The organism is Pseudomonas sp. YL2, assembly GCF_023063025.1.
In the GTDB taxonomy this organism is placed as follows: Bacteria; Pseudomonadota; Gammaproteobacteria; order Pseudomonadales; family Pseudomonadaceae; genus Aquipseudomonas; species Aquipseudomonas putida_A.
On record NZ_JAJSLU010000022.1, the window covers coordinates 38,498 to 52,762 of the forward strand.

The following is a 14,265-nucleotide window of genomic DNA, read 5'->3' on the forward strand; positions in this document are numbered from 1 at the left end:
TGAATTACCGCTATCGCGAGCAGGCTCACTCCTACAGTTTTGATTTGTGGTTAACCGAAGAACCAGTAGCAGACGCCAATCGCACCGAGTACGCCGGCCAATTCGGCCAGCAGCGCGCATCCAACGGCGTGCCTTGCGCGCTGAATCCCCACCGCACCGAAATACACCGCCAGTACATAGAACGTGGTCTCGGTGCTGCCCTGAATTGTCGCCGCCACCAGTGACGGGAAGCTGTCGACGCCGGAGGTCTTCATGGTCTCGATCAGCATCGCCCGTGCGGCGCTGCCGGAAAACGGTTTGACCATCGCCGTCGGCAACGCATCGACAAAACGCGTATCCCACCCGGCCCACTGCACTAGATGCCGAATGCCATCCAGACCAAAGTCCAGCGCGCCCGAGGCACGCAGCACGCCAATCGCGCAGAGCATCGCCACCAAGTACGGCAGCAGGTTCTTGGCGACGTCGAAGCCCTCCTTCGCGCCCTCGACGAACGCTTCGTAAACCTTGACCTTGCGTAACGCGCCGATCACCAGGAACAGCATGATCAGGCCGAACAGCGTCAGGTTGCCAAGGATCGACGACAGCCCGGCCAGCGCCGTGGCCGACATCGTCGCCAAGAGCGCCATGAAGCCGCCGAGGATCAGTGCGCCGGGAATCAGATAGGCCAGCACCACGGGGTCCCAGATGCGCAGGCGCTGCATGAACGCCACCGAAAGGAAGCCGACGATGGTCGAGCAACTGGTCGCCAGCAGAATCGGCAGAAACACCAGAGTCGGGTCTGGTGCGCCTTGCTGGGCGCGGTACATGAAGATTGTCACTGGCAGCAGGGTCAGCGACGAGGCGTTGAGCACCAGGAACAGGATCTGCGCGTTGCTGGCGATGGTCGCGCTGGGGTTGAGCTCCTGCAGCGCCTTCATGGCCTTGAGGCCGATCGGCGTGGCGGCGTTGTCTAGGCCCAGGCCGTTGGCGGCGAAGTTAAGGGTGATCAGACCGAGCGCCGGGTGCCCGGCCGGGACTTCCGGCATCAGCCGCAGGAACAGCGGGCCGAGCACCTTGGCCAGCCACTCGACGATCCCGGCCTTTTCAGCGATGCGCAGAAAGCCCAGCCACAGGGTCAGCGTGCCGAACAGCAGCACCATGACCTCGACCGAGAGTTTGGCCATGGCGAAAATGCTTTCCACCATCGCCGCGAAAATCCCGGCGTTGCCACCGACCAGCCACTGCACCAGCGCAGATATTGCTGCCACGACGAAGAAGCCAAGCCACAGGCCATTAAGCATCAGTCAAATCCCCCGGAAGATGCGGCGAATGATAGCGGGGTCGCCAGAAACGACAAACCCCGGATTGCTCCGGGGTTTGTCTTCTGTATGCGCCGATCCAATGTGGGAGCGGGCTTGCTCGCGAAAGCGGTGTGTCAATCAACTGAGATGTCGAATGTACCGGCCTCTTCGCGAGCAAGCCCGCTCCCACAAGGGTGTTTGCATTATGGCTTGGAGATCTCGCCAGCCGGCAGTTTTTCCTTGCTGCGCCAGTGCGGCAGGGAGTTCCAGTAGCGCTCGCCCTTGGCGTCGTCGTACATGCCTTCCCAACGCGCGATAACCAGCACTGCCAGGGCGTTGCCGATCACGTTCAGTGCGGTACGCGCCATGTCCATGATGCGGTCGACACCGGCGATGAACGCCAGGCCTTCCAGCGGGATACCGACACTGCCCAGGGTCGCCAGCAGCACCACGAAGGACACGCCCGGTACGCCGGCGATGCCTTTGGAGGTGACCATCAGGGTCAGCACCAGCAGCAATTGTTGGCTGATCGACAGGTCGATGCCGTACAGCTGGGCAATGAAGATCGCTGCGATCGACTGGTACAGGGTCGAACCGTCGAGGTTGAACGAATAGCCGGTCGGTACCACGAAGCTGCAGATGGCTTTCGGTGCGCCGTAGGCTTCCATCTTCTCGATCACCCGTGGCAGTACGGTTTCCGAGGAGGCGGTGGAGTAAGCCAGGACCAGCTCATCCTTGAAGATGCGCATCAGCTTGATCACCGAGAAGCCGAACAGCTTGGCGATCAGGCCCAGCACCACGAAGGCGAAGAAGGCGATGGCGACGTAAACCAGGATCACCAGTTTGGCCAGCGGCAGCAGCGAGGCGAAGCCGAAGTTGGCCACGGTCACCGCGATCAGGGCGAACACACCGATCGGCGCGTAGTTCATGATCATGTGGGTGACTTTGAACATGCTTTCCGAGACGCCCTGGAACATCTTCACCAGCGGCTCGCGCAGGTCCGACTGCAGGCTCGACAGACCGAGACCGAACAGCACGGAGAAGAAGATGATCGGCAGCATTTCGCCGCGGGCCATGGCCGCGAAGATGTTCGACGGAATCAGGTTGAGGATGGTCTCGATGAACGCGTGTTCATGCTGCACTTCGGCGGCGGTTGCCTGGTACTTGGAGATGTCCACCGTGCCCAGGGTGCTCATGTCGATGCCGGCGCCCGGGTGGAACACGTTCGCCAGCACCAGACCGACAAGGATCGCGATGGTGGTGACGATTTCGAAATAGATGATGGTCTTCAGGCCGATACGCCCGAGTTTCTTGGCGTCGCCCACGCCGGCGATGCCGACGATCAGGGAGGAGATGACGATCGGGATCACGATCATCTTGATCAGACGGATAAAGATATCGCCTGCCGGTTGCAGGACGTTGCTGATCCACCAGGCTTTTTCGGCACTGAAGTGGTTGAGCAACGCACCAATTGCAATCCCTAAAACCAGACCGATGAGGATCTGCCAGGCGAGGCTGAGTTTTGCCTTCTTCATTATCTTTACCCTTACTTGCGTTTGACTCAGGCACATGCAGGAACTGGAACGCTCTGTCAGCGGAAAAGTCTGTGCATCTGCCTCCGTATAAGGTGCCCCGAAGCGCGTATTTACGGCTCTTCGGCAGGCGAAAAAAGGCGCAACTATTCCGATGCAAGGTTGCGCCGTCTAATGCCGTAAACGCCTACCCTATGCCGAATCGGCATGAGCTTTTTTAATTGAAACTGGCGTCCCAACCGGTTCGATTACGACATTTCAGCCGGCATAAGTGCCGTGAACCGGCCATTGCAGCGTAGATTGGTTATTTTTTAAACGAGAAATTTCGACGGAAATCTTAAGAAAAAGCCTACGTTTGCAGACTAGATGTCCCACTGTTTAAAGGGACTCTTTCTCGATATACGGTCGCCAGGAAACACCGCGTAATGTTTTCGCGCGCAGTGTGAGGCATAAAAAGATGAGCAGGACGCTCTGGATCAATGTTTTTGCATCGGATAAAGCTCAGCGCAAGTCCGTCGAACCACTGAGGGTCGGCGAACCTGCGTCGCAGCTTTTACCCTGACCCGGCCCTCGCGCAGGCACTCCCTGTACCCGTAGGTCACTCCGACCCTGCAACAGTCAGAACGTCCCGGCCCCTTGGTCATGCGCCAGCCTTCCTCGGGTAGGCGCAATAAAGGGCAGCGGGGCGCTGCCCTCATGTTCGAATCAATACCACTTCGGGTCTTTCTTCAGCGTTTCCATCAACAGGTTCTGCATACCCTCATCCGGTTTACCGAGGAAGCGGTAGGTGGCATGTCGCGTTGGCGACTTGTCGGCCGGCAGTCCTTCGGGCACATCGACGAGCATGGCGTATGCGTCTTTCTTGTCGAAGCTGAAAGCCACGATCAAGCGGTGGTTCAGGCACTTGTCTGCGGATTCGCAGAGCGGCCCGACCAGATACTTGTCGCCATCTTCAGTCACGGCATTCATCTGCTGGTCTGGCGTGCCGGACAGGTTCATCACCCATTCCGGCAGGCGCTCTTCGTGCTTCACAACGCCTTGCCAGGTTTCGCGGTATTGCGGGTCGGAGCTGAGCAGCTCGTTGACCCGCGCCTGGCCATCATTGGCCGCCATCGCCATGGCACTACCGCCCAGAAGCAGGGCGGCTGCCAGTGTCTTTAAAGCAATCATCGTTAACCTCGGCCGCGACGGCCAAAGAAGAAGGAAGCGATGAACATCACCAGGAACACGACAAAGAGAATCTTGGCGATACCCGTGGCGGTGCCCGCGATACCACCGAAGCCCAGTACGGCGGCGATGATGGCAATGATCAAGAATGTAATTGCCCAGCTCAACATGGTGATTCTCCTTACTTCTCTATTTAGGGATATTGCGTGTTCCGGCGCGATGCGCCTGAATTCTTCGGTTCGTCAGAAAACCCAGCGCTCTTCACGTGGCAGTTGATCCAGCGGCTGTGGCTGATCGACATCCATCATGCGCATCGAGGCGCTTTCGGCCTGACTGCTGCTGACGGCGCTGAAGTGCGTCTGCGTGCTGTGTTGAATCGAGATCAGCGGCTCAGGCTTCTGGCTGTTTTCCCAGCTCAGGTATTGCTGGCAGGCAATCAGGGTGATCAACAGTGCAAGTACGCCAAACAGGCCTTGCTGGATATGCAGTGGCGAGATACGCACTTGGGCGGCACGTTGGCGAGTCATCCTGGGTTCCTCACTCTTATTCGGTTGGGGCAGTGGAATCTGCCCGGGCTGAATGAGTTATTGCAGGCTGCATGCCAGTTTTTTATTTGAAAAATATTCAATAAAATCAATTGGTTGCGAGTGAGTTAAATTCAGCGACGGACGCATCCTGCACGATGGGTCATCTACGGTCGTGCGAAATGCATGATTATTTCGTAGGAGATTTCATTCTTATGGAATTGAGAGCACGTCGCGGATGTCAGAAAAGTACGCAGGGAACCCTCTGCAAATCGGTGGTTGTTTAAAAGCTCAACAAAATCAATGGATTGGCCGTCAAGGCAGGAGAGAGCTACCCTCCCATGGCTCGCATCGTTCAGAATCAACCATGCAACTTGCCCGATTTTTCCGGGACTAACCCAAGATCAATCACTATGGAGCGTAGGAAAAATGGAATCTGCCACTGAGCATCAAGGCCGCATTCTGCTGGTGGACGACGAGTCCGCCATCCTGCGAACCTTTCGTTACTGCCTCGAAGACGAAGGTTATACGGTGGCCACCGCCAACAGCGCGGCTCAGGCTGATGCACTGTTGCAACGCCAGGTATTCGACCTGTGCTTCCTTGATTTGCGTCTGGGTGAAGACAACGGTCTCGATGTACTGGCGCAGATGCGCGTTCAGGCGCCATGGATGCGGGTGGTGATTGTCACCGCGCATTCGGCGGTCGATACTGCGGTGGACGCGATTCAGGCGGGCGCCGCCGACTATCTGGTCAAACCGTGCAGCCCCGACCAGTTGCGTCTGGCTACCGCCAAGCAGCTGGAAGTGCGCCAGCTCTCGGCGCGTCTGGAAGCCCTCGAAGGCGAGATCCGCAAACCCAAGGACGGCCTCGACTCTCACAGCCCGGCGATGAAAGTGGTGCTGGAAACTGCGCGGCAGGTCGCCGGTACCGACGCCAACATTCTTATCCTTGGCGAATCCGGCACGGGTAAAGGGGAACTGGCCCGGGCCATTCATGGTTGGAGCAAGCGCGAGAAGAAATCCTGCGTGACCATCAACTGCCCGTCGTTGACCGCCGAGCTCATGGAAAGCGAGCTGTTCGGCCACAGTCGTGGTGCGTTTACCGGCGCCAGTGAGAGCACTTTGGGTCGGGTCAATCAGGCGGACGGCGGCACGCTGTTTCTCGACGAGATCGGCGATTTTCCACTTACATTGCAACCCAAGTTGCTGCGTTTCATTCAGGACAAGGAATACGAGCGGGTAGGGGACCCAGTGACTCGCCGCGCCGATGTGCGCATTCTCGCCGCGACCAACCTCAACCTTGAAGACATGGTGCGCGACGGGCGCTTCCGTGAAGACCTGTTGTATCGCCTCAACGTGATCACCCTGCATCTGCCGCCATTGCGCGAACGTGCCGAGGACATCCTGACCCTTGCCGACCGCTTCCTCGCGCGCTTCGTAAAAGAGTACGCACGCCCGGCCCGAGGCTTCAGTGACGAAGCGCGAGAGGCGCTGCTGGGTTATCGCTGGCCGGGCAATATCCGCGAGCTGCGCAACGTAGTGGAGCGGGCGAGCATCATCTGCCCGCAGGAACGCGTGGAAATCAGCCACCTCGGCATGGCCGAGCAGCCGGCGAACAACGCACCTCGAGTCGGCGCCGCGCTGAGCCTCGATGAACTGGAAAAAGCCCACATCGGCGCGGTGCTGGCGACGGCAGGCACGCTGGATCAGGCGGCGAAAACCCTGGGCATCGACGCGTCGACCCTGTATCGCAAGCGCAAGCAGTACAACCTGTGAGCGCCCGACGATGAAGCTGGCGATGAAGTTGCGCACTCGCTTGTTCCTGAGCATTTCTGCGCTGATCACGGTCGCCTTGCTCGGGCTGTTGCTCGGGCTGGTCAGCGTGATGCAGATGGCCGGTACTCAGGAAGCAACGATCCGCAGCAACTTCGTGACCCTCGACCTGGGGCTCAAGTTGCGTCAGACCCTCGGCGACCAGTTGGTGCTGATGCTGGCCGAAAAACCCGATCCCGCCGCGTTCGAAGCGTCAAAGCAGCATTACCTGCAATTGCTGGATGAAGGCATTTCGCAGGAGGCCGACGGCGATGGCCGCCAATACGGGTTTACCCAGGCCAAGGCCGATTATCTGAGTTTTCTCCAGGCGTTCGAGCTGTCGCGTAATCCGGGCAATGTGCTCAGCGGCAACAGCGACCTCAGAGAACGCTTCAACATCTTGCGCAACGGTTTGATTGCCGAGCACAAGCATGCGCTGGACAACATCAACGCCGTGCAGCATGACGCCCGGGAAAGGGCGCTGCTGGTCTCCGGCCTGCTAGGGTTGGTGGGACTGGCGGTGCTGATCATCGGCTTTGTCACCGCGCATGCGATTGCCCGGCGTTTCGGCGCACCGATCGAGGCGCTGGCGCAAGCGGCGGACAACATCGGCCAAGGCAATTTCGAGGTGACGCTGCCGATTTCCTCGGCGATGGAAATGAACCAGCTGACCAAGCGCTTCGGGCTGATGGCCGAGGCGCTGCGCGAGCATCAGGCGACCAACGTCGACGAGCTGCTGGCCGGTCAGCAACGCTTGCAAGCGGTGCTCGACAGCATCGACGACGGCTTGCTGATGATTGATCGCGAAGGGCATCTGGAGCACCTCAATCCAGTGGCCCAGCGCCAGTTGGGCTGGGACAGTGATCGACTCGGTCAGGGCTTGGGCACAGCGCTGGAGCGCCCGGAACTCGACGCACAACTGCAACTGGTGTTGCGCGGCGGCACCCTTGAGCGTGCTCCGGAAGATTTGAGCATCGAGGTCGATGGCGAATCACGTCTGCTGACTTACAGCCTGACGCCGGTCAGCCACACCCAGGGGCATATTCTTGGCGCGGTGATGGTGCTACACGACGTCACCGAACAGCGTGCTTTCGAGCGCGTACGCAGCGAGTTCGTGCTGCGTGCCTCCCATGAGCTGCGCACGCCGGTCACCGGCATGCACATGGCGTTCGGGCTGTTTCGCGAGCGGGCGAAGTTTCCCCCGGAGTCACGCGAGGCGGACCTGCTCGACACGGTCAACGAAGAGATGCAGCGCTTGATGCAGTTGATCAACGACTTGCTCAACTTCTCGCGCTATCAGAACGGTTTGCAGAAACTTACCCTGGCGCCGTGTTCCATCGAAGATTTGCTGGAGCAGGCGCAGTCGCGGTTCGCGGATGCGGCGGCGGCCAAAGGCATTGCGTTGAACGTCGAAGTGCAGGGGCCGTTGCCGCGCCTGCAAGCCGATCAGGCGCAACTGGACCGGGTACTGGATAACCTGATCGATAACGCCCTGCGCCATACCGCCCGCGACGGGCAGATTCGCCTGCAGGCGCGTCGGCATGGCGAGCGGGTAATCATCAGCGTCGAGGACAACGGCGAAGGCATTGCCTACGGGCAGCAGGGGCGGATTTTCGAACCGTTCGTCCAGGTCGGGCGCAAGAAGGGTGGCGCCGGCCTTGGCCTGGCGCTGTGCAAGGAAATTGTGCAGTTGCATGGCGGGCGGATGGGCGTCTATTCGCGGCCGGGGCAGGGCACGCAGTTCTACATGGCGCTGGCGGTCTAGGCTTCGTCATCCAGTCGGCGTCCGGCAAGGCGCCGTCCACGGGTGATCAGTTCAATGAACTGCACCGCACTCAAGGCCTGGGCGAACAGCCAGCCCTGACCGAACTTGACCCCCTCGCTGCTGAGAAACACGGCTTGCGCTTCGTGCTCGATGCCCTCGGCAATCACCTTCAGATCCAGTGCCTGCGCCATGTGAATGATGTGCGGAGCAACGCCACTGCTGGCCGCGTCATGACCGAGTGCGTCGATGAAGGCCTTGTCGATTTTCAGGCAGTCCACCGGCAACGTTTGCAGGTAGGCGAGGCTGCAATAACCGGTACCGAAATCGTCGATCAACACTTGATGGCCGACATCGCGCAAGGCTTGCAGGTTCTCCCGCGCCACCACCACATCGATCAGCCCGCGCTCAGTGACTTCGAAGGCGATCTGCCGCGCCGCAACCCGGTGCAGGGTCAACAGCCTGGCCATGACTTGACCGATGCGCGGCACCATCACGTCGCACGCCGCAAGGTTGACCGAGATGTACAGCTGCGGATTGGCGCGCAGCACTGGTCCCAATTGTTCCAGCAGCCGCTGCAGGACGAAATCGGTCATCTGCCGAATCTGCCCGGTGTTTTCCGCCAATGGAATGAACAGGTCGGGGCTGGTCAGGGTGCCGTCCGGGCGGCGCCAGCGCAGCAGGGCTTCGGCGCCCACGCAATTGCGGCTGTCGAGGTCGAATATCGGTTGATACAGCACTTGCAGCTCGCCCCGTCGTATCGCGCCCTGGAGTTCGGCGTCCAGTGACTGGCGCTGGCGCACCAGCAGAAACACGAAGAAACCGGCAAACGCCCCCAGCAGCAGGCAGGCCGGCACCATCCACCACCAGACGGTCGGGATGTGCATGCCACTGCGCGGGGTGATCAGCACCAACTGATATTCCGGATTGTTGGTTGGCATGCGGTAGATCAGCCGTGACTGGGTGACTTGCAGGGCCTCGCGGCTCTTCGGTGGCCAGGTTTCGCTTGGTGGCCAGGTCTGGGCTGTGCCGAGTACCGGAATCGCTCGCCTGCCATGATCGAGTACCACCAGCAGGCTGCTGTCCGGTGGCAAGTCGACCATGTCGGTCAAATGCCCGCGCGATGTCGCCACACGGAAGTTGCCGCGCCCGAGCATCAGCGCCGCGCGGTTTTCATCGGGTTCGGTGGTGGTGTTGAGCCAGTAGCTGTAAGTCGGGCCCTTGATGTCCGGCGCGCGGACGACCGACAGTCCCTCCTGCCGGGGGCGGTTGGAGCAGATCCGCGAGCCGTCCATGTAGGCCGCTTCATAGACGAAGCGATAGTTGAACGTGACCTGTTGCAGGGTGGCGATCATTTCCTCATCGCAACTGCGCAACGGCTGCGCCTGAAGGTCGTCGAGACTTTCGCGCAATTGCCCGAACAGCTGCTCAAGGCGGGCCAGAAAGCGCTCGCCCTGGGCGTTCATCTCCTGGCTTTCGTTCTGCTCGATCTGGCGCATGGCGACGAACATTCCGCCGGCGATCAGCAGGCTTGCACTGAGGACAGCCGCGATCATCGCCAAAAACCACGGGCGATAAAACCAGCTACGCAGCGTCGCTCGGGTAGCAACCATCATGGAATATCCGAAGAATTACCAATGAGTTATAGCTGCTGATTTCGATTTCGCCCTGACCGTCGGGCGGGCGTCATTATTTTGTCTGATTGAGTACCAGCAACAACGCGGCTGTTTGCGCGTCCGGCATACCGTCGAAACGGGAAGGGCGGAAATGCATCTGGAACGCTGCGAGCACATGGCGCGTCGCTACATCCAGCTCGCCGGTTTGCGGGGTGTCGTAACCGACGCGCGCCAGTTGTTCCTGGAACCAACTGATGCTCGGCAATTCGGCGTTGAACAGCACCTGCTGCCGCGCCACCGCTTGTTCGTTAGGCCATACGCCCAAGCCTTCGGCGGCCAGACGTTTCCATGGGAACAGTGGGCCGGGGTCGAGTTTGCGCAGGGGCGCGATGTCGCTGTGGCCGATGATATGGCGCGGGCTGATGCCCTGGCGCTGACTGATGTCCTTGAGCAGAACAATCAGCGACTGAATCTGCGCTTCGCTATAAGGGAACCACAGGCGCCCGGTCGGCGTGTCCTTGAAGCCCGGATTGACGATCTCGATACCGATCGAGCTGGAGTTGAGCCAGGTGCGGCCCTGCCATTGGCTTTCCCCGGCGTGCCAGGCGCGCTGGTTTTCATCCATCAGCTTGTAGATGGTGCCGCCCTTGTCGTCGCCGATCAGGTAGTGGCTGCTGACTTCGCCGTGGGTCAGCAGTTGCAGCGAACGCGCGAGGGACGCCGAGGTGTAATGCACGATCACGAACTGCACGCGGCTGTCGTGATTGGCCGAAGGATGGCTGGTGTCGTAACGCGGGCCGCTGGCACAACCGGCCAGAACGAGCAGCGACGCGAGGAGGGCAAAAAATTTCATGGCAGAAGGCAGTACACGCAAGACAGTAATGCAACAGTGTAACGTACTGCCTCGGGTCTCGACGGCCGGCGGGCTGAATTAAACAAAATGGAACAATTGCTCAGCCCAGCTCGACCCGGTTGCGCCCGCCGTTTTTTGCGCGGTACAACGCCTGATCGGCTCTTTTGAGCACCAGATCGCTGTGTTCTCCCATCCTGAACGACGCCAGGCCCATGGAGATGGTGATCGTCACCCGTTCGCCCTTGAAGTGAAACGGGCAGGCTTCGATCGCCGCGCGCAGGGTCTCCAGCAGTTTGGCGCCCACCGCAGGCGTGGTCGCCGGCAGCAGCAGAACGAATTCCTCACCACCAAAACGGGCAATGAAATCCGCTGCGCGCAGGCGTTTGCGCAGCACTGTGGCGATGATCTTCAGCACCTTGTCGCCGGCCAGATGGCCGTAGTTGTCGTTGATGCGCTTGAAATGATCGAGGTCGAGCATCGCCAGACTCAAGGTGTTGCCGTGTTGCTGCCACTGCTTGATCTCGTGTTCCAGGCGTTCGCTCCAGGCGGCGCGGTTGGGCAGGCCGGTCAGCGGATCGATCAGGGCTTTCTGCCGCTGTTCTTCCAGGTGTTCGCGAAAGCCCAGGGCTTCCTGCTCCATGTGCGCCACACGCTCGGCCAGACCCTTGAGGCGTGCCGCCACTTCCTGCTCGCGGGCGTCGCGTTGTTTCTGGTGTTGATCCATGGTGCCGAGCAGGCCTTCCAGATGGTTCTCCAGCACTTGCTTGAGGTCATCCAGATCGGCCGCTTCCTGCATGCTGGTCTGCAAACCATCGACCTGCTCGCGGATCTGCGTGTCCATCGCCCGCGCCGCCGAGCTGTTGTCGGCGTGGCCATCGCTGGCGGCCTGCAGGTTGCTCTGGAACGCTTCGAGGCGCTCGTTGAGTTGCTGCAGATAGGCTTCGAATTCGTGCTGGCCGCTGTCGGTGATCGCCAGCATCAAGGTCGCCAGATCGTCGAGAATCGGCAGCAGTTCGTACCAGTTCAGGCCATTTTTCAACCGGTCGCGCATCGCCTCAGCCTGCGGGCGATGGCGCTCGGGCAAGGTCAGGTCGTCGAGCAGCCCGATCAGCGTGTCTTCGATGTGTTTGGCCACTGAACTGTAAGACGGCTCCGGGGAATCGGGCAGGGCGTACAGAATGTCCTGCTCGGGTTGCTCCGGATCAATGGCGGCCAAAGCCTGGGCAATCGGTTCGGGCAGGGGCAGACTATCGAGGAGCAACGGTGCCGGGATGTCGCCCGGGTGGATCAACTCGTCGGGGTTGAACGCGGCAGCAGGTGCTGGCGCCGTGATCGGGGTGGTTGGCCGTTCGGCTTCAGGTTCGGCCGCTGGTAGTGCAGGTACAGCAACGGGTTCGCTGATCGGCTCGGCAGCAATGACCGGAGGCACGAACGCGAACACAGGTGATTCGGACTCGGGCTGCACTGCTGGCGTTTGCTTAAGCTCGGCCTCTGGTGGTTGCGCGATGGCCGCTACGGTGACGGGTGCTGCCGGAATCGGCTCGACCGCTGCGGTTGGCGCGGGTACCGGCTCAGGTGCAGGTGCAGGTGCAGGTGCAGGTTCAGCGTTGGCCGGCGTCGGCGCCTGAGGCTGATCCGAAGACTCTGGCACCCCTTCACTGTCACGGCTGCCAAACAGGCGCTGCAAAAAGCCCGGGCGGTCGGGCTCGGGCGGCGTTTCCAGCTGGCTCAACGCCTTGCCCTGCAAACCACTGAGTTCGCTCAGCAGCAGCGGCATTTCCCGCGCCTGACCGACCCGGCTGTCGAGTTGCTTGGCGAATTTCTTCAGCGGCTGGGCGACTTCCCGGGGCAGCGGCAGCGCTTGTAGCTGGGTGACCAGCGCGGTAAGCGCGGTGCTGACCTGATCGATTCGGGTTTCGCGACGTTGCTCGGAATCGAGCACGGCTTTTTCCAGGCGCGGCAGCAGGGCGGCGAGGCCGGCGTCCATGTCGTCGGTGCGCACCACATCGCGCATTTCTTTCATGCACTGATCAACGACCTTGTCGGTGCCTTCAGCGGCCAGCGTGCTGCGCACCAGACCGCGGCGCAGCAAGTCGAGCCGGGCGGCCCAGCGACGTTCGAGCTTGTCCTGTTGTTCGATGCTTTTGAGGTACTTCTCTTTCCAGCGCTGGGCGTCGTCGCTCATTCAGGGGTTCCGCGAGGGGCAGGACTCAACGCGGGCAATGCATCGGCCGTGAGCGAACCCGGCAGACGAATCTCTACCGCGACCGGCAGGTGATCGGAAATGGGTTGGGCCAGCACTTCGACCTTTTCCAGGGTCAGGGTCGGGCTGAGCAAAATATGATCAAGGCATCGCTGTGGCCGCCAACTGGGAAAGGTGGCTTGCATCTGCGGGGCCAGCAGGCCGAGATCGCGTAACGGTGACTGTTGTAGCAGATCACTGGCATGGGTGTTCATGTCGCCCATCAATATCTGGTGCTTGTAGCCACTGATCAGGTCACGAATATAGGCCAGTTGCAGGCTGCGCACCCGTGCGCCGAGCGCCAGATGCATCATCACCACCACCAGCGCCTCCGGACCTTCGCCGAAGCGCAGCAGGATCGCGCCGCGACCTTTGGGGCCGGGCAGCGGATGATCTTCGATCGCCCACGGCTTCAGGCGACTGAGCACGCCATTGCTGTGCTGGGCCAGTCGGCCTAGGTTGCGATTGAGTTGTTGATACCAGTAGGGGAAGGCGCCGAGGTGGGCCAGATGTTCGACTTGATTGACGTAGCCTGAGCGCAGACTGCCGCCATCGGCTTCCTGCAGGGCGACCAGATCGAAGTCGCCAAGCAGGTCACCGATCTTCTGCAGATTGCCTGAGCGCCCGGTGTGCGGCAGCAGGTGCTGCCAGCTGCGGGTCAGATAATGCCGATAGCGCTCGGTGCTGATGCCGACCTGGATATTGAAACTGAGCAAGCGCAGACGATGGTCTGCGGGCAGGCCCGTGGACTCCAGGTGATGCTCGTTGACCTGCGGATCATGCAGGCCAACGCTGCGTTCGGTGCCCCAGCGGCGCATGGCGGTTACCGCGCTTAGTTGGCGGCTGCCTTGTTGGCCGCTCGCTCTTTGGCGACCAGTTGATCAGCCAGTTTCAGGGCTTGCTCGGCACCACCGGCAGAGCCGATGTCGAAGCGGTACTTGCCGTTGACGATCATGGTTGGCACGCCAGTGATTTCATACTTCTTGGCCAGCTCACGCGCTTTGACGATCTGACCTTTGATCGCGAACGAGTCAAAGGTGGCGAGGAACTTGTCCTTGTCCACGCCCTGAGTGGCGAGGAAATCAGCCATATCGTTCTTGTCGATCAGCTTCTTGTGTTGTTTCTGAATTGCTTCGAAAACCGCAGCGTGAACCTTGTGCTCGACGCCCATTGCTTCCAGGGTCAGGAACATTTGGCCGTGAGCGTCCCACGGGCCGCCGAACATGGCAGGAATGCGTACGAAGTTGACGTCGGACGGCAGTTTTTCAACCCAGGGATTGATCACCGGCTCGAACGCGTAGCAATGCGGGCAGCCGTACCAGAACAGCTCCACGACTTCGATCTTGCCAGGCTCTGCCACTGGCACCGGGTTGGCCAGTTCGACATAAGGGGCAGCGGGTGCTTCGGCGGCCTGGGCGGTCACGCCGAACAGGCTGGCAGCGACGAGAGCGGCGCTGATGATCAGATTACGCATGCT

The 14,265-nt window shown here is 60.5% G+C and carries 12 protein-coding genes; 2 read left to right on the forward strand and 10 right to left on the reverse strand.

The annotated features are described in order from the left end of the window. Positions 1-50: 50 nt before the first annotated feature. From LVD08_RS24685 to LVD08_RS24705, 5 genes are all read right to left on the reverse strand, one after another. On the reverse strand, positions 51-1,280 hold the full coding sequence (locus LVD08_RS24685) for a nucleoside recognition domain-containing protein (protein ID WP_025112290.1): 1,230 nt from the start codon (positions 1,278-1,280) through the stop codon (positions 51-53). Between the two features lie 203 nt (positions 1,281-1,483). Next, entirely contained in the window at positions 1,484-2,815 is a 1,332-nt protein-coding gene (gene gltP / locus LVD08_RS24690; RefSeq protein WP_038364978.1) for a glutamate/aspartate:proton symporter GltP, read from the reverse strand. Positions 2,816-3,517: 702 nt separating this feature from the next. Beyond that, complete coding sequence (locus tag LVD08_RS24695; RefSeq protein ID WP_103367993.1) at positions 3,518-3,982, reverse strand: inhibitor of vertebrate lysozyme family protein; 465 nt, start codon at positions 3,980-3,982, stop codon at positions 3,518-3,520. A gap of 2 nt (positions 3,983-3,984) precedes the next feature. Next, complete coding sequence (locus LVD08_RS24700) at positions 3,985-4,149, reverse strand: DUF1328 domain-containing protein (RefSeq protein WP_003177151.1); 165 nt, start codon at positions 4,147-4,149, stop codon at positions 3,985-3,987. A 72-nt stretch (positions 4,150-4,221) separates the two neighbouring features. Next, a complete protein-coding gene (locus LVD08_RS24705) occupies positions 4,222-4,506 on the reverse strand; it encodes a hypothetical protein (RefSeq protein WP_047297449.1) in 285 nt (94 codons plus the stop codon). A 426-nt stretch (positions 4,507-4,932) separates the two neighbouring features. On the opposite strand from LVD08_RS24705, the gene algB reads away from it, so the two are divergent. Beyond that, entirely contained in the window at positions 4,933-6,279 is a 1,347-nt protein-coding gene (algB, locus tag LVD08_RS24710) for a sigma-54-dependent response regulator transcription factor AlgB (protein WP_027610247.1), read from the forward strand. Positions 6,280-6,289: 10 nt separating this feature from the next. Beyond that, positions 6,290-8,080, forward strand: a complete 1,791-nt coding sequence (locus LVD08_RS24715) for a KinB sensor domain-containing domain (RefSeq protein WP_202369308.1) — start codon at positions 6,290-6,292, stop codon at positions 8,078-8,080. Here the strand turns inward: LVD08_RS24715 and LVD08_RS24720 are convergent. The 5 genes from LVD08_RS24720 to LVD08_RS24740 all read right to left on the reverse strand — a co-directional run bounded on the left by LVD08_RS24720 (position 8,077) and on the right by LVD08_RS24740 (position 14,262). Beyond that, on the reverse strand, positions 8,077-9,690 hold the full coding sequence (locus LVD08_RS24720; RefSeq protein ID WP_027610245.1) for an EAL domain-containing protein: 1,614 nt from the start codon (positions 9,688-9,690) through the stop codon (positions 8,077-8,079). The two genes, LVD08_RS24715 and LVD08_RS24720, sit on opposite strands and share 4 nt — an antisense overlap. Positions 9,691-9,766: 76 nt before the next feature. Then, the gene (locus tag LVD08_RS24725; protein ID WP_115988530.1) at positions 9,767-10,546 is read right to left on the reverse strand and encodes an N-acetylmuramoyl-L-alanine amidase; all 780 of its coding nucleotides are present in this window, start codon (positions 10,544-10,546) and stop codon (positions 9,767-9,769) included. A gap of 100 nt (positions 10,547-10,646) precedes the next feature. After that, a complete protein-coding gene (locus tag LVD08_RS24730; RefSeq protein ID WP_247269478.1) occupies positions 10,647-12,731 on the reverse strand; it encodes a GGDEF domain-containing protein in 2,085 nt (694 codons plus the stop codon). After that, the gene (locus LVD08_RS24735) at positions 12,728-13,606 is read right to left on the reverse strand and encodes an endonuclease/exonuclease/phosphatase family protein (RefSeq protein WP_027610242.1); all 879 of its coding nucleotides are present in this window, start codon (positions 13,604-13,606) and stop codon (positions 12,728-12,730) included. Before LVD08_RS24735 ends, LVD08_RS24730 begins: the two co-directional genes overlap by 4 nt. Positions 13,607-13,620: 14 nt before the next feature. Beyond that, positions 13,621-14,262, reverse strand: coding sequence for a thiol:disulfide interchange protein DsbA/DsbL (locus tag LVD08_RS24740; RefSeq protein WP_096797608.1), 642 nt, complete (start codon positions 14,260-14,262; stop codon positions 13,621-13,623). Positions 14,263-14,265: the final 3 nt, after the last annotated feature.

What these genes read in the sequence shown, in the direction of transcription:
- LVD08_RS24685 (WP_025112290.1), bottom strand. Translation starts at nt 1,280, where the DNA reads ATGCTTAATGGCCTGTGGCTTGGCTTCTTCGTCGTGGCAGCAATATCT.
- gltP (WP_038364978.1), bottom strand. Translation starts at nt 2,815, where the DNA reads ATGAAGAAGGCAAAACTCAGCCTCGCCTGGCAGATCCTCATCGGTCTG.
- LVD08_RS24695 (WP_103367993.1), bottom strand. Translation starts at nt 3,982, where the DNA reads ATGATTGCTTTAAAGACACTGGCAGCCGCCCTGCTTCTGGGCGGTAGT.
- LVD08_RS24700 (WP_003177151.1), bottom strand. Translation starts at nt 4,149, where the DNA reads ATGTTGAGCTGGGCAATTACATTCTTGATCATTGCCATCATCGCCGCC.
- LVD08_RS24705 (WP_047297449.1), bottom strand. Translation starts at nt 4,506, where the DNA reads ATGACTCGCCAACGTGCCGCCCAAGTGCGTATCTCGCCACTGCATATC.
- algB (WP_027610247.1), top strand. Translation starts at nt 4,933, where the DNA reads ATGGAATCTGCCACTGAGCATCAAGGCCGCATTCTGCTGGTGGACGAC.
- LVD08_RS24715 (WP_202369308.1), top strand. Translation starts at nt 6,290, where the DNA reads ATGAAGCTGGCGATGAAGTTGCGCACTCGCTTGTTCCTGAGCATTTCT.
- LVD08_RS24720 (WP_027610245.1), bottom strand. Translation starts at nt 9,690, where the DNA reads ATGGTTGCTACCCGAGCGACGCTGCGTAGCTGGTTTTATCGCCCGTGG.
- LVD08_RS24725 (WP_115988530.1), bottom strand. Translation starts at nt 10,546, where the DNA reads ATGAAATTTTTTGCCCTCCTCGCGTCGCTGCTCGTTCTGGCCGGTTGT.
- LVD08_RS24730 (WP_247269478.1), bottom strand. Translation starts at nt 12,731, where the DNA reads ATGAGCGACGACGCCCAGCGCTGGAAAGAGAAGTACCTCAAAAGCATC.
- LVD08_RS24735 (WP_027610242.1), bottom strand. Translation starts at nt 13,606, where the DNA reads ATGCGCCGCTGGGGCACCGAACGCAGCGTTGGCCTGCATGATCCGCAG.
- LVD08_RS24740 (WP_096797608.1), bottom strand. Translation starts at nt 14,262, where the DNA reads ATGCGTAATCTGATCATCAGCGCCGCTCTCGTCGCTGCCAGCCTGTTC.